Below are 25464 nucleotides of genomic sequence, written 5' to 3'. Positions count from 1 at the left end.
GATATATTTACGTAACAGGGACTTCAGGTGCTGTATGTTGAACTCGACAGTCCCACATGCCATCGAAACAAACCGGAAGCATAGCGATCAAGAAAAAAGGCGGAAAGGGCGGGAAGCGGACATTCGCTGCGCGTGCACCCTATACACATCAAAGAGGAGTAAGCTGACATCCATCGCAGCTTGGCAGGGAATGTTTAGCTGTACTCCCGCATTGCGGCACTGAACCCGAAAAACATATGCCTCGACTCTGATGCTGCTTCGGTCCAAAAACTGACTGAGCGAGAAAAAGGAACATTGACGTGATTAAACACAACGAGGGAAAAGAAATATGAAACTAGCCTCACTAGCCACGCTTGTGGCCAGCGTGCTCGCGATAGGCGCCGTGCCTGTTGCAGCACAAGACAAGAAACCAAACATCATTCTTATCGTGTCGGACGACACTGGCTTTGGCGACCTTGGCCCATATGGCGGCGGAGAAGGCCGCGGAATGCCGACACCGGCGATCGATCAGTTGGCTGAGGAAGGCATGACCTTCATGTCCTTCTATGCACAGCCAAGTTGCACGCCGGGTCGTGCTGCAATGCAGACCGGGCGCATCCCGAGCCGCAGCGGCATGACCACGGTGGCTTTCCAGGGCCAGGGTGGCGGGCTGCCCGCAGCCGAATGGACGCTGGCTTCGGTGCTGAAAACTGCTGGATATAACACCTTCTTCACCGGTAAATGGCACTTGGGCGAAGATGACTATGCGTTGCCCAATGCGCAGGGCTATGACGAGATGAAGTATGCCGGGTTGTATCATCTCAACGCCTATACCTACGCTGACCCGACCTGGTTCCCGGATATGAGCCCGGAACTGCGCGCCATGTTCGCAAAGGTCACCAAGGGCGCAATGTCCGGTAATGCGGGCGAAACACCGGTCGAGGAGTTCAAGATCAACGGCCAGTATGTCGACACACCGGACACCGCGACTGAAGAATATCCGGACGGCGTCGTCGGTATCCCCTTCTTTGACGGATACGTGGAGAAGGCGTCTCTTGACTACCTCGATAAGGCAGCAAAATCCGACGCTCCCTTCTTCATGAGCATTAATTTCATGAAGGTGCACCAACCAAACATGCCGCACCCGGATTACATCCACAAATCATTGTCCAAATCCAAGTATGCGGATTCGGTCGTGGAACTGGATTCGCGGATCGGACGTATCATGGACAAGGTGCGCGCGCTTGACATCGACGATAACACCTTTGTTTTCTACACGACCGATAACGGCGCATGGCAGGATGTCTATCCGGATGCCGGTTACACGCCGTTCCGCGGGACCAAAGGCACCGTGCGCGAAGGTGGCAACCGAGTTCCTGCCATTGCCTGGATGCCGGGCAAAGTCCTGGCCAACAAGAAGAGCCACGACCTTGTCGGTGGACTTGATCTTATGGCGACTTTCGCGACTCTTGCCGGGGTCGACCTTCCCACGAATGATCGCGCTGGCGAACCCATCATTTTCGACAGCTACGACATGTCGCCGGTCCTGTTCGGTACAGGCAAAAGCGAGCGCAACGAGTGGTTCTATTTCACCGAAAACGAACTGACACCGGGTGCGGCGCGGGTCGGGAACTACAAAGCCGTGTTTAACCTTCGTGGCGACAATGGCCAAGCGACCGGCGGTTTGGCAGTCGATACCAACCTTGGCTGGAAGGGCCCAGAAAGCTATGTTGCGACAGTGCCGCAGGTCTTTGACCTTTGGCAGGACCCCCAAGAACGCTATGACATCTTCATGAACAACTATACCGAGCGGACATGGACGTTGGTGACCATCAGTGAAGCGATCAAGAAGAAGATGCAAACATTCGTGGAGTATCCGCCGCGGCCACTTCAAAGCGCCGCCTACGCGGGTCCGGTTACGCTGTCATCCTACTTCCGCTTTCAGCATATTCGCGAACAGCTGGCGAAAGACGGTGTGAACATTCCGATGCCCACCGGAAACTAAGCGCTCGCCGCGACGCACGCAAACATGAAGTCTGGATGCGTCGCGGCACAATTTCGGCCTTGAGCGGGCTGCACCACACTGGGCCCTTTGCAAGACGCTGTCGAAAGCTCCTTGTTTGCCCCGCGGCCCGCTTCATCGCCAGACTGTTCCGAACCCTGCAAATCGACGAATTTACCGGGAAAGATCGGTGGCTTTCGAGGCCGCTATTGGTTTTCGTATGTTCGGCTGCGCGCTATAGTGCATGTGCATTAATTCCCGTATGGACCCCGAGGCATTCCATGTTTTCACGCCACATCTTTCTCTGTTTCACCGCCGTGCTGGCTCTTTTTTTCGCCGGGCCGTCCGCAGCGCAGGATCGGCAGGTCCCGAGCTATGTCGGGTCCACGGCCTGCGCCGATTGCCACATCGATGAAACGGAAGCCTGGCAAGGGTCCCATCATGCTAAAGCCTGGACTCCGACGACGTCGCAGACCGTCCTGGGAGACTTCGATGACGCAACATTCTCGTTGAACGGCATCCAGACGCGCTTTTTTCGTGAAGGTGACATGTTCGTGATCGAAACAGACGGTCCGGACGGTCGAAATACGCGTTATCCGGTTCACAGCGTCGTCGGGATTGAGCCACTCCAGCAATACCTGTTGGAGACAGAACCCGGAAAGCTTCAATCTTTTGATGTCGTCTGGGACACTGAGGCGCAACGCTGGTATCATCTATATCTTGATGACGAACTTCTTGCCAGGGACGGCATGCATTGGACAGGTCCCTACAAGAACTGGAACGCGCGTTGCGCGGAGTGCCACGCTACGGATTTTGACAAAAATTACAGCCCAGTGGATCGAAGCTATGCGAGCACTCAAGCTGAAATCGGTGTCGGCTGCGAGGCCTGTCATGGACCGGGCGAAGCGCATCTGGCGTGGGCTAAAAAACTTGAAACCTCTCAGGTTCCATGGACGGGCCTGACCGAAACAGGCTTCACAATTGATATGTCGGCGGGTGGTGAGACCTATATCCAGCAATGCGCAACATGCCATTCGCTCAGAGAGCCTTTTGATGATGGCAACCCACTTCCCGGTACCGCCTTTCATGATGCGTATCGCTTGAATGCGCTGCGGTCGGAATCGTATCATCCGGATGGTCAGATCCTTGCCGAAGTCTATGTGTACGGATCGTTCCTGCAGTCGAAAATGTATGCCAAGGGCGTGACCTGTAATGATTGTCACGAACCGCATTCGGCGCAATTGCGCGCGCAGGACAACGGGGTTTGCACGCAGTGCCACTCGAAGGCGGGAAATACCCGTTTTCCGACACTCACGATCAAGTCTTACGATCACCCTTCTCATCATTTCCACGAACCGGGAACCGAAGGTGCGCAGTGCAAGAGCTGCCATATGATCGAGCGCAATTACATGGTCGTCGATGGGCGCAGAGATCACTCTTTCCGTATCCCACGCCCTGATCTGAGCGCGGAAACCCGGTCGCCGAATGCATGTAATGATTGCCACGAGGAAGAAACGGCGGCGTGGACCGCGGCGGCTGTTGAGGACTGGTATCCTGAAAGTACACATAGAAACGCGCACTATGGTCAGGCGTTGGCTGCAGCGCGGAACAATCTTGCGGGTTCAGTAGATGATCTTGTGGCCCTCGCCGGATATGAAGAATTTCCTGCCATTGCCCGGGCCTCGGCGCTGAACATGCTGGCTCCCGTGTCGACGCCGGACATCGCTACACAGCTTGCGCCGTTGCTCCTGAATGAGGACCCATTGATCCGAGCTGCAGCGGTATCTGTGCAGCGGGGCGCGCCCGTGTCATCGAGATCGGCCCGACTTGTCCCACTCCTGTCAGATCCCATGAAATCAGTTCGAATTTCGGCCGCACGGGAATTCCTCGCAATGCCGCTCTCAAATATTCCTGAACGAACAGTCGGTGAGCTCAGCGTTGCGATGCAAGACTGGCAGTCCGCGTTAGAGGCCAAGACCGACTTTCCCGAAACTCAAATGGTCCTGGGGGGTGTTGGCCTGACAACACGCCGAATGGATATGGCCCTGCAAGCCTTTGGCGAAGCGGTTGAACTGGACCCTCAATTGGTTCAGGCTTGGATCATGATCATCCGCATTCAAAGCGCTTTTGGCGACAACCGCGCAGCACTGAAAACTGCAGATCGCGCTCTGGAAGTGAACCCAGACAGCGTTGAGCTTAACCTAATCAGAGCAGATTTGCTTTAGCGCCAGCTGTGCGCTGTGAGATGTCACAACTTGCACACAAAGCTACCCAATCGATGTCGTCAGAGTACCTCGTTTTTTATTCCCGTCAGCGTAGACTACTATTTCGAAAATCGGCTTGCGCCTAAGCAAGCTTCGCTCTGCTGAGTATGCGTTTCGTCTGCTTTTTTAAGATAGCAGTCAGTATCGTATGCTTTGTTCGCATCTGAGAAATACGTCGCGGGCCCGGCTATCAACCAGTTTACGCTAAGGTCGGATAACCCATCTTGAAAGATCGCTTTCAACAAATCGTACGGTACAGCACAATATTTTTTGGCAGAAACTTACACATGTCACATATCATAACTTTGCCACTCGTCTAAAACCAGTTTGTCCAAATTGTGTGGATTTGCCCAACAGAAATATTCAGTTGCAGCGAAGGTCCGGTTCGACGGACCGCGCCGCAGTATTTTAGACTGCCGCTGGAGGTCCGCTTTGGTGAAGATTTTTCGATGCGGGTCAGGGTGTGACGGTTGGGCTTGGTGTCCGTGTGGCCCGCGTTGGAAAATCTCCCAAGGTGGAAGCCGCGGGGAAGTTAGCTGGACTATGGGGAAAGAGCGCGGTCGGTTGTTGTGACGGCGTTTTCGGCGGACCGTTTGGCATTTTTTGCGGGGCTGGACGGGCGAGCTTCACGGCTCCGCCGCTCTGACCTGCTGACTGAGCTTGGTGGAATTGTGTTCTGCAGCAGTGCTGACAACCAATCGGCGCAATAGGCTTGGGCCGGTGCTGCCTTGTGCAGCCAGCATGGGTTGATGATCTTTTGCGGTCGTTCGGTCATGCTGCCCGCTCCGTTGGTGGCGCGCGTGACATCGGTTTTTGCCCGCGCCGAAAGATCTCGATGATGCGCATGGGGCCGCCGCAGCAGGGGCATGGTTCACGCAGGGTGAGCGGGGTGACGTTTGGTTCGTCGTCTTGGACATCTGCCGGATCTGACGGCTGGACGCAGAGCAGTGCGCGGATTCTGGTGAGGTTCGCTTTGCGGGCGGCGCTGGCTAGCAGGCCGTAGTGGCGGATGCGGTGGAAGCCGTCGGGAAGGACATGGATCAGGAACCTGCGGATGAACTCGGGTGTGTCCAGGCGCATGACCTTCTGCCGATCCCCGCGCTTGATCCTGTAATCCTTCCAGCGGAAGGCCACGGTGTCGGCATCCGCGCTGACAAGGCGGTGGTTCGAGATCGCCACCCGGTGGGTGTAGCGGCTCAGGTAGGCCAGTACCGCCTCTGGTCCGCCGAAAGGTGGCTTGGCATAGACGACCCATTCGGATTTGCGGAACGGGGCGAGCCATTTGGTGAAGGCGGCGGTGTCGGCCAAGCCTTGGTGATCACCGAAGAAGGCAAGCTTTCCCGCTTGGTGCAGGGCCAACAGCCCTTCAAGGAACAGGCGTCGGAACAACCGTGCCAAGACCCTCACATGCAGGAAGAAACCCGGCTTGCAGGCGATCCATCTTGCGCCGCCCGATGACAGACCGCCGCCGGGGACAATCATGTGGATGTGCGGGTGATGGGTGAGTGCCGATCCCCAGGTGTGCAATACGCTGGTCATGCCGACCTTTGCGCCCATGCGCTTTGGGTCGGCGGCGATGGTCATTACCGTCTCTGCTGATGCCCTGAACAGCAGGCCGTAGATGGCTCGCTTATTCCAATAGGCGATCTGTGCGATCTCGGCGGGGATCGTGAAGACCACGTGGAAATACTCGACGGGTAGCAGGTCCTGGGCGCGTGCCTCCATCCAGTCGCGCGCCGCCGATCCCTGGCACTTCGGACAGTGCCGGTTCTTGCAGGAATTGTAGGCGATGTGCTGGTGACCGCACTTGCTGCAGCCCGCCACATGCCCGCCGAGCACTTCGGTTCGGCAGGCCTCGATTGCGGACATCGCTTTGAGCTGAGAAAGACTGACATGCCCGGCATTGGCCCGCCGCCACGCGGGGCCATATCTTCGAAAAATGTCAGCGAGCTCCAGCTTGGGACGGGGCACGCCCCCGTCCCGTCACTCCAGGCTTCGCCGCAGTGTCTGATCCTGCAGATTGGCCAGCATCTCATAGGGGCTGACGGTATCCTTTATCGTCTTGGTGGCCACATGGGTGTATTGGGCGGTGGTCGTCAGCTTGGCATGGCCCAGCAGCACCTGGATGACGCGGACATCCGTATTGGCCTCCAGCAAATGTGTCGCGAAACTGTGGCGCAGCGTATGCAACGTTGCAGGTTTGGAAATGCCCGCCATGTGCTTGGCCGAGGTGAACGCCCGGTTCAACTGGCGTGACGAGATCGGGTTGATCTTGGGTTTGCCAGGGAACAACCATCCTTCGGGCCGTGCTTCTTTCCAGTACGCGCGCAGCAATCCCAACAGCCCGGGTGACAGCATGACCTTGCGATCCTTGCCGCCTTTACCCTGGTCAACGTGGATCAGCATCCGGTTGCTGTCGATGTCGCTGATCTTGAGATTGCACACCTCAGAGGCGCGCAACCCCGCACCATAGGAAATGCTGAGGGCGGCCCGGTACTTCAGACCCGGTCCGGGCGTTGCCATCAACAGATCCGAGACCTCTTGCACGCTGAACACCATCGGCAGCTTCTTGGGCTGGGTCTTGAACTGCATGAACCGCTTCATGTCTTCGCGCCCGCAAGTGATGCCAAAGAAAAACCGCAACGCCACGATGCGCGTGTTGAACGTTGACGGTGTGATGCCAATGTCCGTCATGTGCAACTGATAGGCGCGCAACTCCTCCGGAGTCGCTGTATCCGGCGAATGGCCCAGAAACGCGGCAAAATCCTTGATTGCCCGAATGTGCGACTTCTGGGCTTTATCGCCCATCCCCCGAATACGCATGTCTTCCATCATCCGCGCACGCAGCGGGCTCATCTTCTCCTCTGTCATCGGAACCTCCTGTCATCAGATTGAGAAACCTCAAGCGTCAGACAGGTTTGGCAGCTCTCAAAACGCGGCCAGATCTGGTATCACTCAAAACGCCAACCACAAGCGCCATTGCCGCGCGAGCGGCTTAGTCCAGGGGCCGTTTTGCAATAGGTCTGGGAGATCCGCGCGAGGCGCGCGGCTCGCATTGATTATTGGACAGGGCAGGGGATCGACGCGCTAAAGTGCGCTCACCCCGGCCCTGGCATTGTCCAATAGTGGGGCTGCTGTGACCGGCAGGCCGGTCCCATCATCCCGATCCGCCCGCATCCTGCGTCGGGCCGGTCAAGGGGCAAGCGCCGCGCGGTGCGCGTCGTCTCCATGTCAAAAAAACCGGTTCCTCCCACGCGCACGCGCGCGGTTCCCTCCCATTTTTTTGCCACTCCGACCCCGTGACAGTCCCGCCCCAGGCCACAGGCAGGGCTTTGCCCTTCCTGTTCTGCCAGCCGAAAGACACGGGGTCTTTCAGCTAACAGATCAGAAGGCCGCGCCCATTAGCGGATAGCGGGGAAACATCGGCAACCGCATCGCCAGGATAAGGAGACGCCACGAATGGCTGATTTTGATATTAATATCACTGCAACTTACTCCCCCGAGGACAACAAAATCCGATTGTATGCTTCGGAGCGATTGGACGCCGAAACCTTCCAACGGGTCAAAGCCGCAGGCTTCAAATGGGCACCTAAGCAAGAATTGTTCGTCGCCCCTATGTGGACTGTTGCCCGCGAAAACCTTGCGCTTGAACTGGCAGGCGAGATTGAACCCGAAGAAACCACAATGGCCGAACGGGCGCAGATCAAAGCGGATCGCCTGGACGGGATCGCACAGAAACGCGCCGAACAGGCAAACGCATTTCACCGGGCCGCTGACGAACTGTCCCGCGCATTCGAATTTGGTCAGCCTATCCTTGTCGGGCATCACTCCGAGCGCAAAGCCCGCAAGACTCAAGAGCGGATGCACAACGCAATGGACAAAGCCGTTAAGGCTCATGGCGCTATCGGTTATTGGCAATATCGCGCGGCAGGTGTTGAGCGTCATGCAAACCGGAAGAATGACCCCAAGGTGCGCGCGCGCCGGAACAAGAAACTACTGGCCGAGCTGCGCGACCTTCAGCGCCGGTTGAACGCTGCGCATAAAGCCTTGGCAATGTGGGAAAGCGCGACCACCGACAAGCAAATCAGCTTCATTCTGGGCCGCAACCCTTCGGTTCCTTATGGTCTCTATTCGGCAGTCGCAGACGGCAAAACCACACCGGCAGATGCCCGCGCACAGTGCATCGAGGCTGCAAAACGCACTATCGAGAATGACAACCTGTCCCGCTGGATCACTCACACCTTGAACCGCCTTTCATATGAACGCGAAATGCTGGGCGACGTGCCACGGTTTGAAGGTGAGATTACGCCGACCCTGTTGCAAATGTTTGTCCGCGAACACGGCGCAGACAAACCGAAGGGGAAAAAGGTCGATGACGATCTGTTTTCTGTGGAATGTGACGCCCCGTTGCCCGCTCATGTGGCCGATGGCAGCACCGTCGAGCTATCCGCCGACGAGTGGCGCGACTTGATGCAGTCTTGTGGATATGTGTCGCCCGAAAAGAAACCGGCAAAACCGCCTATTCTGAATTTCAAAGCGCAGAGCGGCAAATTTTTGGTTCGCAACCCTTGGAATAGAACAGTCGAGTTTGTTCCGCAGGTGGAAATGACCAAGGCCGAATTTGCCAAAATTGGCACCGACTACAGGGGAACGCGGCTTTCAGCTTGTGGCGCTTTCCGGGTGCGGATCGCACCGAACCCGAACCACGAAGGGCCGCGTTTCTCGGCTGGGTGGGCTGCTATCCTGATCACCGATCAAAAGCAGCATGACGCCCCCGCCGATTTTGACGAGGAAATTGCCCAATGACGCGCCCAAGCATCTACTACCGCCCAAACAAGCCCCTAACCATACCGGTTAGGGCGCGACAGGATGCGCCCAAGCTGGACGAGTTGAAAGCCCCTGAAGTCATCGCCGTTGATAAGTTCACCGAATGCCACGTTACGCCTGATCCTGTCGCTGCGCGGATGGTTGGTTATCTCGGGCCGCAAGGTGACTATCTGACATTGGAGCCAAGCGCCGGAACCGGCCAGCTCGCAAAGGCGCTGACTGCATCAGGTCACAGCACTTGCGAGTTGACCATGATCGAGCGCCACAACACGCTTGCGGCAAAGCTGCGCGCCATTGGCCCCACTATCAACCGTTGTTTTCTTGAGTATGCGGAGGAAGTCCAAGGCCGCGCGCAGTTTCCCCGCATCATCATGAACCCGCCTTTTAAGCAGGTACGCGCCCACATCGAGGCGGCTTTGTCCCTGCTAGGGCGGGGTGGGCATGACGAACCGGCAACCCTTGTTGCCCTGGTCCCTGTCACCTTCCACCACGACGAGGCCGAAGAACTCGAAACCTTGCCGTCAGACACCTTTGCGACGGCCAGCGTTCACACGAAAATCATCAGAATCCGCCGCTGAGGGAATGCCGATGTCTACAAAACCAATTGTCAGGGTCGCTTGCGATGCAATGCAGTTTTTCGAAATCGACTTGCCGGATGGAGCCGACCCGGAAACCTACGCCGATTCAGACGAAGCCCGCGCACAGTTTGCCGATTTGGTTTCGTCTGGCTTCATAGACTTTCAGCTTGTGCGCCGGTTCGACAATGACGGAAAGGAAGTTTAACAGTGTTTTGCGCGTTGCGACCGCGACGCGCAATCCTCTGAAAACCAACAATTAGGCTATTTTTTGTAGTAACAAATATTGCGCCTTGAACCTATTTAGTGTAGTAACAATATATGAAGATCGAGTATGACCCAGCGAAACGCCAGACGACCCTTGAAACTCGCGGTTTGGATATGGCGCAAGCCGGGGAAGTATTTGAGGACGCGCATATAACGGTTGAAGATGACCGCCGCGACTATGGCGAAACACGCAACATCACCATCGGGTTCTTAGGTGGTCGAATGGTTGTTGTGGCTTGGACGCCGCGCGGCGCGTCGCATCGAATTATCAGCATGAGGAAAGCCAATGAACGAGAGCAAAAAGCATACGGCCCCGTACTTGGGCGATGAAGCTGACGACGATCTGCCGGACCTGTCGCAACCCTATTGGACTGAAAAGTTAGCCAAGGCCCCGGTTTCACGCGGCAGGCCCAAAGCCGAAGTTACCAAGGTTTCTACAACCATCCGTTTGGACCCTGAAGTATTGGAGGCGTTCAAAGCCGATGGCAAAGGCTGGCAAAGCCGAATGAATGATGCACTGCGAAAGGCGGCGGGTCTGTGATGGCCCGGCTTTATCATCGGGTCTATCTGGCGGGTTACAGTGGTTGGATAATGCCCCGGCCACTTCGCCGCGTTTTTGCCCGGTCCCAAGTTCATCGGGCATGGCTCAGCGGTCACGATGGCTGCTTTATTGAGGCGGGCACGCATTACGGCCCAGCAAATCCCTATCCAGGCTAACCAGCTCAATCGGTTTTGGTGTCCCGGCGAACCGGGGCCACTTGCCCCGATTAGCCAGGACCGCGCGCTGCCCGCGCGCGGGGCCGCCATCGCGGCCGGAGCGGATCGCCTTTAACCTCTGCAGAATCCGTGCTAACTTCACTATGCCGACGGCAATCGGCAAAACGCTCTTATGAGCCAGTCGGCCCGATCGTTGCCGCGAGTCTGGGCCGACTGCCATTCCCTCAAACTTCTGATTTCTACACTCAGCCCCAGGTCGCACCCTCCATTGCGAACCTCTGTTTTTCGCGCGCCTGTCTTAGATCTGTCCCGACGAAAATAAGCGGCCAAGATACACGCCGCGCAGACCAGTAAACACCAAGCCCTTCGGGGCGCGTGCCGCGCGTGTTGACTGGTCTGCTTTCCCGGCGTGTTCGGGTGCCGCGAATTTTCAACAGGAGACAGACATGAAATACATTCGCAAAAAATCAAAACAGCTTCGCAGGCTGGCAGCTCGTCGCCTTAGAGCAGTGAGAAAACAGCTTCAGAAGATCGACTTGAGCCTCAGCATCGAGGTCAACTTGATCGTCATCAAGATCACATTCACGGCCAAACGCCGGGAGCCATAGTTCCGGGCAAATCCCGCGCCTATGGGCGCGTGACCGCGTGCTAGTCGGACGCCGGCACACCGGCCTCCGACCCGAACCAATCACGTCCTTTCTCCCTTCGGCCCGGGTAGCGGTGAATCTGTCTCGTCCCGAGCCAGCTTAACCGCGGCCAAATGGTCGCCAGGACATGCTTGTTTCGGCCCAAAGGGTAACGCCCGCTTTTGCAAGAGGTCTGGGAGATCCGCGCGAGGCGCGCGGCTCGCATTGATTATTGGACAGGGCAGGGGATCGACGCGCTAAAGCGCGCTCACCCCGGCCCTGGCATTGTCCAATAGTGGGTCTGCTGTGACCGGCAGGTCGGTCCCATCATCCCGATCCGCCCGCATCCTGCGTCGGGCCGGTCAAGGGGCAAGCGCCGCGCGGAGCGCGTCGTCTCCATGTCAAAAAAACCGGTTCCTCCCACGCGCAAGCGCGCGGTTCCCTCCCATTTTTTCGCCACTCCGACCCCGTGACAGTCCCGCCCCAGGCCACAGGCAGGGCTTCGCCCTCCTGTTCTGCCAGCCGATAGATGCGGGCCATCTATCAGCTAACAGATCAGAAGGTCGCGCCCATTAGCGGATAGCCGGGAAACATCGGCAACCGCATCGCCACGAAAGAAAGAGTTGTCATGACTGAATATCGTCTTGGATCATCGGATTTGGTTCATACGCCCGGCCTAATTGCATGGGCCATCAACGGGTATCACTTCGCAGATGATCGTCCGGTCCTGCTGAACAGCATGTGCCAGAGCTTCCCATCTGTCCCTGCCACCGCCATCGAACAGCTTTTGTCCAAGGCCGTGCCGTACACGGTCGAGGACAAAACGGTCGTTTTCAGCGTGGACGAATAGTCCGGTTCTGAAACGGCCAATGCGCAACTTGCGCACGAAAGGAGGTGAACACCATGAGCATTGAAATGATCGAACAGCGTAAGCGTGAAGCCTATGCGCTGATCAAAAAGGGAGGTCTCTCCGCCAAGATCGGCCTCGCCTTCTTGAAAACTCAAGCTGCCGCCTAAGCGGCCTCGCTCTACCCCGCAAGGGGTAGGGCACCAATAACAAAAACTTAGCCACGAAACAAGGACTTGCCCAATGAGCAAACTCGAAACATTCACCGCACCGGAAATCATCGAAACCGTTGCACTGTCCGATCTGTACCTGTCTGAAATCAACCCGCGTCAGGAAGTAGCCGACGAAGGCATTGCCCTGCTGGCAGAAAGCCTCGTCACATGCGGCCTAATCCAGAACTTGAGCGGTCTGCGCGATAAGGACGGTAAAGTCGGCATCGTCGCAGGTGGTCGCCGTTTCCGCGCCCTCAACATCGCTGTGACCGAACGCCCCGATTTGGCGCAGGTGCCGGTCAAGATCACCGATAACCCCTTTGTGGCCGAGCAATGGGCCAATGCCGAGAACACAGCCCGCGAAGAACTGGACCCGATTGACGAGGTTCGCGCCTACGGGAAAATGGCCGCGAAATCCCTTTCTGTTGGCAAGATCAGCAACGCATTCGGCGTGACCGAGGCGCATGTGCGCCGCCGCCTCGCGCTGGCCGATCTGCCTGATCCTGTCTTGGATGCCGTGAAAGCCGGTGAAATCAGCATGGGCTTTGCTCAGGCTATGACAGTGAGCCAAGACGAAGCTAAAATTCTCGAAGTGCTGGACCTGCTAAGAAAAGGCGGATGGTACAGTGAACATGACGTAAAACGCATGTTGAAAGTCGAGGCCATCAGCGGCACCAGCCGGATTGCGAAATTTGTTGGTCGGGAAGCCTATGAAGAAAAGGGTGGCACCGTAACCGCTGATCTTTTTGCACAGCAATCACAGACCTATTTCAACGACCCCGAAATTCTGAACGGGCTATTTGCCGAGAAAATGGAAGCCGAAGCCGAGGCGTTGCGCACGTCCGAAGGATGGGCATGGGCGAAGGTTACGGACGATCATTATCCGTTGCCACACGAAATGAAGTCCGAGTTTGGCGCGGAGCAGACAGAACCGTTTGATGGCGTCCTATCCGAAGAACAGGCAGAGCGCTATGACGAACTGGCCGAGCTTGAAGAAGCTGAGGCGCTGGACGACGAAGGCAAGGCCGAACTGGCAGAACTCGAAAAGGTTCTACAGCCCTCATATCTGCCCGAACAAAAGGCTCTTGCCGGGATCATGGTCTTTGTGAACAACAGCGGTCAGGTATCAGCGTTGCGCGGGCTCATACTGCCAGAGCAACAGGCCGAAGCTGTCGAAGCGGAGTTTCTGGAGCCTCTGACCGAAGCCCCTAGCGAAGCCACCGGCAACAACAGCACACAGCCAGAGAAATCACCTTTCTCTCAAAAGTTCATTGACGACATGAAGGCGATCCGGTTGGCGGCTGTTCAAACGGCCATGCTGGACAAGCCCGAATATGTTCTGAGCCTGTTTGCCTTCTATGCGACCCCGGCATCCGGTCACTATGAAAGCATTTTCGGGTTCGGCTACGGCGGTGCAGAGACAAACAAGCCCGAGATTGACGACCAGTTCAATCTTGATCCGCGCATTGGTGGTGAGCACGACGAGGAAGCCGAAAAAGCCTATAACCAGTTTCAGGAAATGGCCGGTAAGGGCAGTGTGGAAGCGTTCAAGGCGTTCCGCGATCTGGGCAAAAAGTCCCGCAACGGCGAAATCACCGCGTTTCTTGCGCGCCGGTTCACGACCCAGCGTCCCGACTTTATGGCAGAGATTGCCGAAGATGTTGGCGCAGACATCCGGTCTATTTGGACGCCATCGGCTGAAAACTGCTTCAAACGGCTCAAGGGTGTACAGTTGGATGAACTGTACAAAGACCTTCTGGATTTGCACATGGATACCGACGACTACCGCGCGTTCAGCAAGTCCAAAAAGGGCGAGAAGAACGAAGCGATGCACAAGCTGTTCAACGATCCAGAGCATCAAAAGGCTTTGCGCGTCAGCCCCGAACAGAAAGCCCGGATCGACGCTTGGGTTCCTGAGTGCTTCTAAAACAATTGGGGCAGGGCGCATTGCGCCCTGTTCCAGACGATGCGAGAATCGCCAGTAAGCCGAGTTGCAGACCGGAATTTTGAGGACTGTTAGACATGACAAATACAACCGCCGTAACAAAGGTTGAAAAAGCCGCCCGCCGCGTCTGGAAGTCCGCGCAGATGTATATTGCGTTTCATAAGGACCAGAACAAACGCCAACGCGATGAACCGAAGTTCTGGCCGCCGAAGAACGGCAGCGCGTCAATTCATGGTGCCCCTGCCGAGCAAGAGGCCATTGTTGTGGTCAAAGCCGCCGACCCTGGAGATACCCAAGATGTGCAAATCAAGCTGCATCCCAATCGGATTGTTGTGCGCCGCGATGCTGAAATCTGGTGGCAAGGGGTTGCTGTTGATGACCATTCTGTAACCGTCCGAATGGCAGACGGCACAATCATTGAGGTTCACCATGATGGTTCTGTCAAACGCCGTGCCGCCGAAGATGAAACCCATGTCGAAGCGGATGGCAGTATCTTCAAATGGACCGAACACGCTGAAACAACAATGACGGGTGACGGGATCGAGATGACCCGCCGCACTGAAGATCGGATTACCGCGATCACCTATGACGGCGTTGTCGATCGGGCGCGCAACCGCTAACCTCAACGAGCTTTTTTGTTTTCCTCTCGTGGCGAGAGACCTTGGCCCGCTTCGGCGGGTCTTTTCTTTTGCCGTTATCCTGGCTTTGAGGTTCCTTTGGTGTCCCTTGTCACCTGGGGCATTCGCCCCATGTGCCAGCGCGACTGGTCGCTTCGCTTTGACGGCCGCAATAGCGGCCAATCCCACCTACGCGGCTTATCCGTTGTCAGACTTTTGGCCCGTGAACGCCAACTCAAGCGCGTCATCTGGCAGAGGTCGTTGCAATGCCTTGGCCTCGTCAGCAGATCCTTTCAGCCATATCTCAAACTCTTCTTCAGTTCGCAGCAGCACGGGCATGGCCTTCGGATGAATCGGTGCAACTATGCTGTTAGGTTCTGTGGTTAGGAACGCCATAGCCGTAACTTGCGCACCTGAAGCCTGCAGCTCGGCATCGGCCTTCTTCCGCAGACCGTCTTTTTCCCAATCCCATCGGCGCATAACTCCGGCGAAAGCAAAAGGGGGTCGTTCTGTTTCGCCAGTCAGCCGAAACCAACTCGCCGCCTTGATCGGCTTGCCTGTCGCTCCGGGGATCTTCTCTGTCGGGTGGTATTCCGAAAACGAGGACGCTGGGACAAGGCATCGTTGGGATTGGTCCTTTATCACATTCTCCCAAGGCCAGCCGTCGAGATTCCGAACATTTGTCAGCCACGTCTCGTAATTTTTGTTTTTGAATTTGACCTTCTTCCAGCCCCACCGGGCGATGCGCAGTGATCTTTCTCCAGAGTCATCAGCAGTTACGATCACCGATTGCCCATCTGGAAAGATTGCCGGTTGCGCTGATGCATTGCCCAGCTCATCGCGCGCGGCAGGCACGTTGAACAGTTGCCGCATGGCTTCTTGCGTGGTCGTGTTCGAATACAGGTTACACATTCAGACAGGCTATGCGCGCAGTTCGCTTTGGACAAGGTTGCGCGTGTTCTTTATTTGTTCTCATTATGCCTGCTTCGAACCCACCAATACGCGCGCATCCCGGCAAGCCGTTTCGCACCATGAAGGACGCGGCTCTGTCGCACCAGGTCTTAACCCTTCGGTGCAACCTTTGCCGCCGCCGAGTGACCTATCTTGCCTCAGATCTCGTTGAGATCGTAGGCCACGACTGGCCGCTCCATATCCCCCCGTTTGCATGTCATAAGGATGGCCGGGAATACGTGCAGGTCGAGGTCTGGAACCCACGAGCTGAAGATATTGGCCGCGTTCCAGTTCGTCGCCCTGGCCGCGTCATACAAACGTGGCAAACAGTTATGCTCGGAGATTGAGCCTTGCGCTGAGAAATCCGACCTTTCGCCTCCGCCGACCGGAAAGGGCGACTTGCGCCGCCAATGCGCCCTTAGTTTTTGTTCCGCAGGTCATCCCATTTCGGGAAGGCCACCAGCTCGCGGATCTGCGCATTGCGCTTGTGTCAGATCGACTTGATTTCGCTGCGTTGCACACTGGTCATATGTCCCGAACGCATTCGCCCCAGAAGTTCTTGCCTTTCACTCGGTCTGACAGCCTCAAACCCGTTGCCAATGAAGATCCTCGCTCACGTGTTTCTTTCAAGATGAACATAAGCGGGGCAGTCGTGGTAGCCGCGCAGCCCCCGTTCCGGGCGCTCCGCTTCAACAGGTAATTTCCCCTGCGCCTTCAGCGCATTCCTCGCGGAACAAATTACCTGCTGACAACCTCTTTGTGCCCGCTTCTTCCATGTTCATCGAAACACTCAAAAGCGAGGATCAAACAATGGCAACTCAAACTCTGAAACTGAACGTCAAAGCCGGTGAAAAAGATGGCAAGAACTTCTGGAACAAATGCGGGGTTCTCTTTGTAACCACCGATGACGAGAGCGGCGAAATCAAGTCGATCACCGTCAAACACGATATGTTCCCCAGCGTTGAAATGGTGGCCTTCCCGAAACGGAATGACGACGACGATCAGAACTGAGGGAAGGGCAGGGCGGCGCAAGTCGCCCTTTCTTTTGCTCCGGCTTCAGGCCGGACCCAAAACCGCCTTTTTGGGCGATTTTGGGGTGGCGGTACACTCCGTTGTTTCACGCTGGTTGACCCAGCGTCATCACAACTATGTTTCACTTTGCAGAATAGGTTGATTAGCGACACTCACGTCTCTACTCATACGCGAGTCAACAATACTGACCACTCTACGAAGCCGCCACGGCGCTAAGGCTCCTTTGACCCCCTCAAGGTGGCCTTGATCCCTTCCCCCAACCTTGGATCGAGCTGTGGCGGCTTGCACACCGCCGTTACCTGTACAGTTAGATGCGCTACACACAACCGAAGTTATGCGTAGCGAAGAACGCAATGTGTCGCTACGCAAGTCGTTCTGTTTACTCAACAAAAAAACCAGTCGATTTAGCCCACACAATATTGTTTGGCTCACTGATTTGCCCTTCAGCTACAAACGTAACTTCAAAGCCTTCTCCATCAAATTCCAACCCGTCGCCCAGATTTGGAGTGTCTTCAAACTGGCGGGTGGCTTCAGCATTTGTCTCATCTGCTCTGGTGTATTTTACAGTGAATGTTTTGGTCATAATTTTTCTCCTATGATTTAACTATGAGCCTCTATTTATCATCGAGATTCAGCTCAAACGCCTGTTTGGGAAAAATATTGCGTGTTTTTTTTGATATGTTGGGCGATCAAAGCTAACAAATGTTTCCGGGCAAATCCCGCGCCTATGGGCGCGTGACCGCGTGCTAGTCGGACGCCGGCACACCGGCCTCCGACCCGAACCAATCACGTCCTTTCTCCCTTCGACCCGGGTAGCGGTGAATCTGTCTCGTCCCGAGCCAGCTTAACCGCGGCCAAATGGTCGCCAGGACATGCTTGTTTCGGCCCAAAGGGTAACGCCCGCTTTTGCAAGAGGTCTGGGAGATCCGCGCGAGGCGCGCGGCTCGCATTGATTATTGGACAGGGCAGGGGATCGACGCGCTAAAGCGCGCTCACCCCGGCCCTGGCATTGTCCAATAGTGGGTCTGCTGTGACCGGCAGGCCGGTCCCATCATCCCGATCCGCCCGCATCCTGCGTCGGGCCGGTCAAGGGGCAAGCGCCGCGCGGTGCGCGTCGTCTCCATGTCAAAAAAACCGGTTCCTCCCACGCGCAAGCGCGCGGTTCCCTCCCATTTTTTTGCCACTCCGACCCCGTGACAGTCCCGCCCCAGGCCACAGGCTGGGCTTTGCCCACCCTGTTCTGCCAGCTGATAGATACGCGATCTATCAGCTAACAGAACAGTGAGGTCGCGCCCATTGGCGGAAAGCTGGGAAACACCGGCAACCGCATCGCCACGAAAGAAAGGAATTAGTCTATGGGTTACAATCGTTATATGAGCGGAATGTCCTGCGGTGGTCTGGTCACAGGTGAAGCCTTGACCGATGATCAACTGCGCTCCGCCGTGCCCTCGATCTTCGCAACCGAAGCCCACGAAAGCCGGTCTGACCGCTTTGTTGTGGTGCCGACAATCGACGTTCTGACCGGACTGCGTAAAGAAGGGTTTGACCCATTCTTTGCTCAGCAGGCCAACACCCGCATTGAAGGCAAAGCCGAGTTCACCAAGCACATGCTGCGCCTGCGTCACCGGTCGATCACCAATGCCGAAGGCGAAGCCTTTGAAATCATCCTGGTCAACGCGAATGACGGAACATCGTCATACCAGATGGTGCCGGGGTTCTTTCGGTTCGTCTGCGCGAATGGCTTGATGGTCGGTGACAGCTTTAACGAGGTGAAGGTGCGCCATTCCGGTGATGCCATTCTCGAAGTGATCGAAGGTGCTTACACCGTTCTGGAAGATGCGCCCCATGTGGCCGAGCAGGTTGAAACCTTCAAAGGTATCTCTCTGGACGACGCCGAGCGCAAAGTGTTCGCAGAAGTGGTGCATGAACTGCGCTTTCCCGAGGCTCACAAAGAAGATGGAAAGCCCGCGCCGGTTCAGGCTGACGCTCTGTTGAGAACCCGCCGCAATGCCGACCGCCTGACCGATCTGTGGACCGTTGGCAATGTTCTGCAGGAGAACGTCATCAAGGGCGGGCTGCATGGTCGTGTCAAAGATGCCAATGGCCGCGCACGCCGACAGCGCACCCGTGGCGTCAAGGGCATCGACCAGAACAAAGCTCTGAACCGGGCAATCTGGTCTCTCACCGAAAAGATGGCCGAGCTGAAGGGCGTAAGCCTCGCAGCCTGAAGAACAGCGCGCGGCTCGATCCGGGCCGCGCATACCCCCTGACTCGGAGCAGAGACCATGCAAGCAAACATCATCAACACAGTCGCCCACGAGCGTTTCAACAATTTGCCGGTAGGTGACACGCTGGAAAAATATGAGTGGTTCACCATTGCGCCGGTACGTCACGACGAAAGCGAACAGGCAACCGTTCAATGTGAAGCTGGATGGGCCGAGTTCTGGACGATCTACGGCTGGCATAGAGACGGGTCCGACGAGGACGCCTGTTTTGTGGCCGATGCGGTTCATGACGAGTTTAACCCCCGTGACATTGTGCGGATCGCGCGCCAGATCGCCAACGAGACCGGCAAAGGGTTCATGGCTGGCGACATTCACTATGGATATTACCCCCGCAACGGCGAGGGTCCGATTGCCGTCACAGATTTCAAAGAGATTGCCGAGGATCTGACGCACGCAATTCACGAGGCCAACGAGGACGAGATTCCGGACGAGGATCAGCGCGTCGATGATTTTGACAATCACTCGCTGGCCGATCTGCGCGAGGCGTTTGTCGATTACTCCGACTATTCGGGTTCTGATCAACTCGACCCTTATCAGCCCGAGACCACCGCCCACTGAAACCTTGCAAAGCCGGGAGGCCGCAAAAGCGGCCCCCGCCATTTGCCCGATGGAGAGCAGAAATGCAGCAGCTTGATTTGATACCGATGGCCCCAAGCGAGAAGGGAACACCAGGCGCAAACTGGTGGGCCGGTGCCTGGGAATGCCGAAACTTCGACGGGTTTTTTCAAACCCGTGAGCAGGGCCGGGGACCGTGGAAATTCGTGATCTACGGTTTTGGCGGCGACGATGTTTCGGTCTACGGCGTCAACCCGTTTGGTGAGCTTGTCCACCAGAGCGTGCCTATCGACGGGCAGGATCGCATCACCATTCTTGGCCGCAAATATGGCCGGGACAACTGGCAGCACTAAGCCGGGCGAAGCCCGAAAACTGAAACCGAAAGGACCGTTCAATGTATGCCCATTGTTTCCGATCTGGACACATCGAACTTTCTAAGCATCCAAACATCGAGGGCGGGATTTGTATTGGCGAAGGGACAGAGGACGAGCTGACCCGCAAACTGGATGGACGCGCCCGCATGTCATGGAATGACACGTGGTTGGTCCCCGGAGTGCCGGAGGCCGAAACCGGGGATGAGGCGCTAGACGCGACCATTCGTTTCAAGACTCGGATGGATGAGCCTTTGCCAGAGGCAGGGTAGATGCACCGCCAGTTCACCTTGCCGGGTCTCGATCAACCGCGCCGAACGCGGCGCGTTTTGATGCACGCGGCTGATGTGGGTCAAGCCCCCGGTTTGATGCCCGGTTGGCGAACCGCCAAGGGCGGGCACTTCAAATGCGGTCAGTGCGGTCATGACGCCGGATGGTGTTTTGACATGACCGACACCGAAATTCGGCGGGGCATTCCGTGCCCGGTCCGCAACCACCAAAAGAAGGATTCCGATGCTTGAGAAATGTGTTCATCACACCATCGACATTGCTGTTGCCGGTGCCCTTTTGGTGGCACCCGTATCCGCGTTTTGCTGGCGCGCAGAACAGCGCTTCACTATCGTGGTGTGGAAGTCTGACCGTGCTGCCCGACTGACCGTAGCGCGAGACTGACCCCGCCCTTTCAGCGCGTCCTGTTCTTCCTGTCATCGACCATCCAGGCGAGGTCCGGATAGCCCGCGCCGCATCGGTTGTGCAGGGCCAGCCCGTCCTTTTCACGGTCGCATATTTTGGCAATGATCTTCAGCGCCGAGGGCAGCGGCGTGTCAGCACCGACCAGCTCAATGAACCGCCTTTTCGGGTACTGCCCGTACCGCCCGCAGGTCTTGCAGTTGATCCGGACCAGCTCAAACGGGAAATCCCAAGCTCTCACAATGCACAACCTCCGGTAGTGCTGTTTTCACGCGGTCTGAAAATCTTCAACCCTTCTATTCTCAGCATCTATCCCACGGGTCCGTTCAGAGCCAGCGTAAAGGCTGGCCGCTCGGTCCCCGTTCGCGCCACCCAACGCGAAGCCGCGCGACTGCCACTGTGCCAAGATCCCGACCGAGACACCCTGACCGGACGAACGACAGCCGGTCAACTCGTCGGGTCGCGCGGCTGCAGCCCAGCCGATTTGTTGGCGCTCTGACCTGACCGGCAGAGCCAATGCCAACTCGTCGGCACCCGCCGCCACAGCGTCGGGAAGTTGAGCGCGCCCAGGCGCGCGGAAAATGCAGATTGCATTTAACGTGCCGGAAAGTGACGGGCGCTGTTCGGGCAGCCCACGCTTTGCGTGATTGCCCTGCGCCAGTCCACCGGCACCCACGCCTGTTGGTTGGAAAAGGGGCGGAACCCTTTTCCCGGCGTGGACATTGCCACCAAGAGCAAAACTGTTCCGACCACGATTGGAGAAAATACAGATTTCTCAAATCGCGTCGGTTTGCTCTTGGTGAGTATGACAGGATAAGGTAGTTGTGTTACAAATTAAAAATGCAACCAGAGGTATACATTGAGCAAGCCCGCCGACACCACCGTCTTTTCCGTGCGTTTGCCTTCGGATGCACTGGAGCGTTTGGAAGCGGCTGTGACCGTGCTGGGAGCCAAGAGCCGCAATCAGATCATCCAGCGTCTGATCTATCGACTGATTGGGTATCTCGACCCTGACCCCGCTGTTGTGGATCTTTGGCAGAAGCATTTGCGGCAGGTTCAGGGTGGATACACCAACCTCAACCAACTCGCGAAATCTTCCAAACGCGGCACGGTGATCTGGACGGATGACGACCGCCGCGACGTCGAAAACCTCCATCGCGCGATCATCCAGCACCGGCAAGACCTGAAGGCGATGATCACAGCGGCCCGCCGAAACCGTGAGCCGGAATCTGCCATTCGCCGGATCTTGCGTGATGACGATTGGGATGCCGCCGCATGAACGCTGCAACCCACGATCTGACAGCAGGTGACTTCTTAGAGCTTGCGTTTCGCGAAGCTCAGAAGGGTGTCGATCGTTCCAAGCAGATCAATCAGCAGTTGCAGACCGCCAAGCGCATGAAGTTCATGGTTTCGCGGGCATCATCCATCAAGGCGCGGCTGGGTGCCGTGGTGGGAAAGCCCGAGGCGGTTGTAAAGCACGTCCGCAAAGGTGGTGTGAAAAACGCGCACGAGCTGCGCCGCCAGATCAACTATCTGACCGTCAGGGCAGAGGGCGTGTTGGACATCCGAGACAATGGCGTGACCCCGCTCGATGCGGATCAGGTCAGTGATTTGATCGAGACCTGGGCCGAGGATTTCAACGGGAAAACCAACTACGGTTACACCCGTCACATGATCGTTTCTTTTCCCGAAGGCACCTATCCGGACGCCGCTCATGAGGCCGGTTTAGAGTTCGCAGATCGGCTATTTGGCAGCGGTGATTTTGGCGATACCTGGGACTACCTGACAGTGTTCCATAACGACACTGACAACCCCCATGTCCACATCGTTGTGAACAACCGAGGCGTCGAACATGGGCAGTGGTTGGCTATGGGTATGAGCAGCGAAATGAACATCGACGTTCAGCGCTCAATCCAGGTCGAGGTTGCTGAGGAATACGGAATTGAGCTGACCGCAACGACCCGCCTCGAGCGCGGATTGCGGCAGGAAGTCGAGACCGATACGTGGAAAGTTCAGGCCGGAATGTCGGTTGTTGAAAGTACCCCGGAAGTCGAAGTTACGGCCCGCGACATGGCCGCCGATGTGATGACTCTATCCATCGCAAGAATGTCGGATCTGTTTGATGAGCGCGCCAACGCCGTCAAAGACCGGATCGAAGAGTTTGCCATCATGCTCGTTGAAGGAGAGGAACCTATGGTATCGAGAATGGAACATCTACTAGACCAAGCCCATCATTTTGATGATTACGGTGAGCCGGGAGACCCGTCTTATGTGTCCCCCGAAGTCATGAGCAACTTGCGGCGACACATCGAATTAGGCGGTTCTGAGGAAACAATCGCGCCCGAGCTGAAGGCTCAGGTTGTTGCACATATCAGCGACGTTCGGGACAACGAACAGAGCCATCCGTATCTGTCTGCCCTTGCTGATATTGTCGATGACAAGGAGTTCCAGGCGTCCGCTGATTATGCCCCGGCAGCACGCCGCTACGAGGTCTATATGCAGGACACCTTGGGCGAGGGTGCCTATGAGGACTTCCAGTCTCAGACCAAAGAATTGCTGCAATCAATCGACAAGATGGAAGGTCTTGCCCGTGAGGTTGACGACCCAAATCTGCGTGTCGCAATGGACATTCAGATTGGCGAGCTGAAGGGCGACGTTGCGGATCTGCGCACCAACGATCCTGACCTTCAAGCCTTCATCATCGAGGACCGCCGCTACTCAACGCTGATGGATACCGCCGAAATGGATACCCTCGACTATCCAGAGGCCGAACAGTGGGCGGAGATCCGCAAGGATGTCACCGACACGGCCAGCAGCTACGGCCTCGATGGTGAGGCGTTTGTTGCCCGCTTTGGCGACCACCAAAACGTCACTTTGGGCACAACAATGGGATGGCGCAGCGACGATATTTCGACCGCAGCGGCTCACTTCCAGGTTCAAGGATTGTCGGACAGCCACGACCGCGCGGAGGCCGTTGTTGACGAACTGCACCAGCTTGCTTCTTCCAGGATCATCGCAATCTCAGAAGAACTCTCAGAGGTTCACGCCCACGCAACGCACCCGCTCTTGCAAGGGCGGTGCGACGATGACGGACACAGCCTATAAGGAGTTCACCCTGTCTGCCTGATGAGCGCGCCAACGCCCCAGGCAGATCCATCACAGAGTTTTCCATCAACTCGCAAAGGAAAAACTATGGTTTCGCGTACAGACTATCTTTTGAACGAAGTCGAACACTTCGCACCCTATTCCCAATTTGATCAATCCGCCCTGCGCGAGGATCGCGTTTCTGAGCAGATCGACATCATCAAGAAAGAACAGCAGGCGATGGGCTTTGATCGTGCCGCCATCGCTTCAAAGAGCTTCGACATCGAGGACCAGGCCAGCCGCCGTGTCGACGAACATACGGCGCAAAAAGATCTGGTCGAAGAACTGAAAATCGAATTGGAGGCTGCGGAGCGGTCAGGGGAGCCGGTTGATCTGAACGATATGCAGGCTTTGGTTTCTCAGCACATGAACGATGCTCAAGAATACGACCTGTATCATCCCTACTATTCGTCCCTTGCCGATCTGTCCGGCGACAAAGGTTTTCAGGATTCCGACGACTACCAGTCGCCCGGTGATCGCTATGTTCAGTATATGCAATCCGCTCTGGGGCAGGCCGGTTTCGAGAACTACGAACAGCAGACCAAGGACATTGTGAACTCCATCGAGAACATGGAGGCACTTGCGCGAGAGGTCGAAGATCCGCATTTGCGTGCCGCAATGGACGTCCAGATCGGAGAGCTGAAGGGCGATGTTGCCGAGCTACGCCCATACGATACCGACCTGCAAGCGTACACTGTTGATGACGACAGATACACCACATCCATGAATGCGGCCGAGTTGGACAACCTGGACCCGTCCGAGGCCGAAAAATGGCTGGCATTGCGTGACGACATTGTTGCAACCGCCAACAGCTTCGGACTCGATGGAAACAAGTTCCTGGCCCGCTACAACGATCATGACAGCGTTTCAGCCGGCACAACGGCGACTTGGCGCGACGCGGACATTTCCACCGCTGCTGCCCACTTTAACCGCCAAGGCGTTCCGGACAGCTACGAGCGCGCCGAGGCCGTTGTCGGTGAGCTGCACCAGGTCTCATCCAGCAAGATTGCCGCCGTTGTTCGGGAAATTGTCCATACCCGCGAGCAGGCCATTCTCATCCATGAAGATGATGGTCACAGCCTTTGACGACGGAAGACATAATAGATGATTGTTCGCATTCTGATCTTGCTCGCCGCCGCCGCTGGAACTTGGTACGCAATCAATATGCACACAGAAAAGCGCCTCTCTACTGAGTGGCGGCTTGCGGTAGTGAAATGTGTTGTCGGGAACAGTGAGATTGCTGAATTGGAACAATGCGTGGTCCGGGTCGCCCGCCCATCGGCTGATACTTCTGGTGCAGGAGGCTAATGATGTTGGCGGCAAACCAAAACGATTGTGGAGCGCATTCAACTGTACATCTTGCGGCGATGATGGGGCACAATAACCCGCCCCCTGAAAAGGTCATAAAACCGCAACCTGACAGTGTATTCGGGCTTCGGGCTGCATGGCTCAGGTTTGCGGAACAGAGGGAAATAGTCCGTCTTGCAAAGCTGCACGGGCGGATTAAGCGAAAAGAAGAAGCTCTGAAGAGACTACGAGCCGAACGCACCACAATCAT

Annotated in this window: 27 protein-coding genes; 20 read left to right on the top strand and 7 right to left on the bottom strand. The window is 56.5% G+C overall.

What is annotated here, in order from left to right:
* The first annotated feature begins 328 nt into the window (after positions 1-328).
* Both AC2FFD_RS15420 and AC2FFD_RS15415 read left to right on the top strand, forming a co-directional pair.
* Positions 329-1984, top strand: coding sequence for an arylsulfatase (locus AC2FFD_RS15420; RefSeq protein WP_496873487.1), 1656 nt, complete (start codon positions 329-331; stop codon positions 1982-1984).
* Positions 1985-2019: 35 nt separating this feature from the next.
* Positions 2020-4206, top strand: coding sequence for a multiheme c-type cytochrome (locus AC2FFD_RS15415; protein ID WP_496873486.1), 2187 nt, complete (start codon positions 2020-2022; stop codon positions 4204-4206).
* Positions 4207-5016: 810 nt separating this feature from the next.
* Here the strand turns inward: AC2FFD_RS15415 and AC2FFD_RS15410 are convergent.
* Together AC2FFD_RS15410 and AC2FFD_RS15405 are read right to left on the bottom strand one after the other, a co-directional pair.
* Complete coding sequence (locus tag AC2FFD_RS15410; RefSeq protein WP_496873485.1) at positions 5017-6216, bottom strand: IS91 family transposase; 1200 nt, start codon at positions 6214-6216, stop codon at positions 5017-5019.
* 12 nt (positions 6217-6228) lie between these two features.
* Complete coding sequence (locus AC2FFD_RS15405) at positions 6229-7116, bottom strand: tyrosine-type recombinase/integrase (RefSeq protein ID WP_496873484.1); 888 nt, start codon at positions 7114-7116, stop codon at positions 6229-6231.
* 588 nt (positions 7117-7704) lie between these two features.
* On the opposite strand from AC2FFD_RS15405, the gene AC2FFD_RS15400 reads away from it, so the two are divergent.
* The 9 genes from AC2FFD_RS15400 (at position 7705) to AC2FFD_RS15360 (ending at position 14881) form a co-directional block, all read left to right on the top strand.
* The gene (locus tag AC2FFD_RS15400) at positions 7705-9051 is read left to right on the top strand and encodes a DUF3560 domain-containing protein (protein WP_496873483.1); all 1347 of its coding nucleotides are present in this window, start codon (positions 7705-7707) and stop codon (positions 9049-9051) included.
* Entirely contained in the window at positions 9048-9650 is a 603-nt protein-coding gene (locus AC2FFD_RS15395; protein WP_267366217.1) for a hypothetical protein, read from the top strand. Before AC2FFD_RS15400 ends, AC2FFD_RS15395 begins: the two co-directional genes overlap by 4 nt.
* A 10-nt stretch (positions 9651-9660) precedes the next feature.
* Positions 9661-9855, top strand: a complete 195-nt coding sequence (locus tag AC2FFD_RS15390) for a hypothetical protein (RefSeq protein WP_267366216.1) — start codon at positions 9661-9663, stop codon at positions 9853-9855.
* Positions 9856-9968: 113 nt separating this feature from the next.
* Positions 9969-10244, top strand: a complete 276-nt coding sequence (locus AC2FFD_RS15385) for a BrnT family toxin (RefSeq protein ID WP_170638286.1) — start codon at positions 9969-9971, stop codon at positions 10242-10244.
* On the top strand, positions 10201-10455 hold the full coding sequence (locus AC2FFD_RS15380; protein WP_475190598.1) for a BrnA antitoxin family protein: 255 nt from the start codon (positions 10201-10203) through the stop codon (positions 10453-10455). The genes AC2FFD_RS15385 and AC2FFD_RS15380 overlap by 44 nt, the downstream gene beginning before the upstream one ends.
* A gap of 622 nt (positions 10456-11077) precedes the next feature.
* Positions 11078-11239, top strand: coding sequence for a hypothetical protein (locus tag AC2FFD_RS15375; protein WP_267367431.1), 162 nt, complete (start codon positions 11078-11080; stop codon positions 11237-11239).
* Between the two features lie 646 nt (positions 11240-11885).
* Positions 11886-12107 carry a hypothetical protein gene (locus tag AC2FFD_RS15370; RefSeq protein WP_267367433.1) on the top strand — a complete coding sequence of 74 codons (222 nt, stop codon included), beginning with the start codon at positions 11886-11888 and terminating at the stop codon, positions 12105-12107.
* Positions 12108-12347: 240 nt separating this feature from the next.
* Positions 12348-14243, top strand: a complete 1896-nt coding sequence (locus AC2FFD_RS15365) for a ParB/RepB/Spo0J family partition protein (protein ID WP_475190846.1) — start codon at positions 12348-12350, stop codon at positions 14241-14243.
* A 95-nt stretch (positions 14244-14338) separates the two neighbouring features.
* Positions 14339-14881 (top strand): hypothetical protein, encoded by a 543-nt coding sequence (locus tag AC2FFD_RS15360; RefSeq protein WP_475190843.1) that lies wholly within the window; start codon positions 14339-14341, stop codon positions 14879-14881.
* A 195-nt stretch (positions 14882-15076) separates the two neighbouring features.
* Here AC2FFD_RS15360 and AC2FFD_RS15355 read toward each other — a convergent pair whose 3' ends face one another.
* Together AC2FFD_RS15355 and AC2FFD_RS15350 are read right to left on the bottom strand one after the other, a co-directional pair.
* Positions 15077-15790, bottom strand: a complete 714-nt coding sequence (locus AC2FFD_RS15355; RefSeq protein WP_475190839.1) for an SOS response-associated peptidase — start codon at positions 15788-15790, stop codon at positions 15077-15079.
* 197 nt (positions 15791-15987) lie between these two features.
* On the bottom strand, positions 15988-16155 hold the full coding sequence (locus AC2FFD_RS15350) for a hypothetical protein (RefSeq protein ID WP_496873482.1): 168 nt from the start codon (positions 16153-16155) through the stop codon (positions 15988-15990).
* Between the two features lie 484 nt (positions 16156-16639).
* Here AC2FFD_RS15350 and AC2FFD_RS15345 point away from each other — a divergent pair, with 484 nt between their 5' ends.
* The gene (locus AC2FFD_RS15345; RefSeq protein WP_170424883.1) at positions 16640-16840 is read left to right on the top strand and encodes a hypothetical protein; all 201 of its coding nucleotides are present in this window, start codon (positions 16640-16642) and stop codon (positions 16838-16840) included.
* Between the two features lie 400 nt (positions 16841-17240).
* Here AC2FFD_RS15345 and AC2FFD_RS15340 read toward each other — a convergent pair whose 3' ends face one another.
* Positions 17241-17444 carry a hypothetical protein gene (locus AC2FFD_RS15340; RefSeq protein WP_267367303.1) on the bottom strand — a complete coding sequence of 68 codons (204 nt, stop codon included), beginning with the start codon at positions 17442-17444 and terminating at the stop codon, positions 17241-17243.
* Positions 17445-18216: 772 nt separating this feature from the next.
* Here AC2FFD_RS15340 and AC2FFD_RS15335 point away from each other — a divergent pair.
* From AC2FFD_RS15335 to AC2FFD_RS15315, 5 genes are all read left to right on the top strand, one after another.
* Positions 18217-19089 (top strand): DUF932 domain-containing protein, encoded by an 873-nt coding sequence (locus AC2FFD_RS15335; protein WP_475190835.1) that lies wholly within the window; start codon positions 18217-18219, stop codon positions 19087-19089.
* 57 nt (positions 19090-19146) lie between these two features.
* On the top strand, positions 19147-19704 hold the full coding sequence (locus AC2FFD_RS15330; protein WP_475190830.1) for a hypothetical protein: 558 nt from the start codon (positions 19147-19149) through the stop codon (positions 19702-19704).
* Positions 19705-19766: 62 nt separating this feature from the next.
* Entirely contained in the window at positions 19767-20054 is a 288-nt protein-coding gene (locus AC2FFD_RS15325) for a hypothetical protein (protein ID WP_475190827.1), read from the top strand.
* A 41-nt stretch (positions 20055-20095) separates the two neighbouring features.
* Entirely contained in the window at positions 20096-20344 is a 249-nt protein-coding gene (locus tag AC2FFD_RS15320; RefSeq protein WP_475190824.1) for a hypothetical protein, read from the top strand.
* A gap of 241 nt (positions 20345-20585) precedes the next feature.
* On the top strand, positions 20586-20744 hold the full coding sequence (locus AC2FFD_RS15315; protein WP_475190822.1) for a hypothetical protein: 159 nt from the start codon (positions 20586-20588) through the stop codon (positions 20742-20744).
* A gap of 10 nt (positions 20745-20754) precedes the next feature.
* Here AC2FFD_RS15315 and AC2FFD_RS15310 read toward each other — a convergent pair whose 3' ends face one another.
* Positions 20755-21003 carry a hypothetical protein gene (locus AC2FFD_RS15310; RefSeq protein WP_475190819.1) on the bottom strand — a complete coding sequence of 83 codons (249 nt, stop codon included), beginning with the start codon at positions 21001-21003 and terminating at the stop codon, positions 20755-20757.
* A 27-nt stretch (positions 21004-21030) separates the two neighbouring features.
* A complete protein-coding gene (locus AC2FFD_RS15305) occupies positions 21031-21438 on the bottom strand; it encodes a hypothetical protein (RefSeq protein ID WP_267366495.1) in 408 nt (135 codons plus the stop codon).
* Between the two features lie 183 nt (positions 21439-21621).
* Between AC2FFD_RS15305 and AC2FFD_RS15300 the strand changes: the two genes are divergently transcribed.
* From AC2FFD_RS15300 to AC2FFD_RS15290, 3 genes are all read left to right on the top strand, one after another.
* The gene (locus AC2FFD_RS15300) at positions 21622-22041 is read left to right on the top strand and encodes a hypothetical protein (RefSeq protein WP_267366496.1); all 420 of its coding nucleotides are present in this window, start codon (positions 21622-21624) and stop codon (positions 22039-22041) included.
* Positions 22038-23867, top strand: a complete 1830-nt coding sequence (locus AC2FFD_RS15295; protein WP_267366497.1) for a relaxase/mobilization nuclease domain-containing protein — start codon at positions 22038-22040, stop codon at positions 23865-23867. The genes AC2FFD_RS15300 and AC2FFD_RS15295 overlap by 4 nt, the downstream gene beginning before the upstream one ends.
* 87 nt (positions 23868-23954) lie before the next feature.
* Entirely contained in the window at positions 23955-24992 is a 1038-nt protein-coding gene (locus AC2FFD_RS15290) for a hypothetical protein (protein WP_267366499.1), read from the top strand.
* Positions 24993-25464: the final 472 nt, after the last annotated feature.

The organism is Ruegeria sp. YTSC002 (assembly GCF_059609845.1).
The sequence above is the reverse complement of the archived record's forward strand: the minus strand, read 5'-3'. Positions and strand labels throughout refer to the sequence as shown.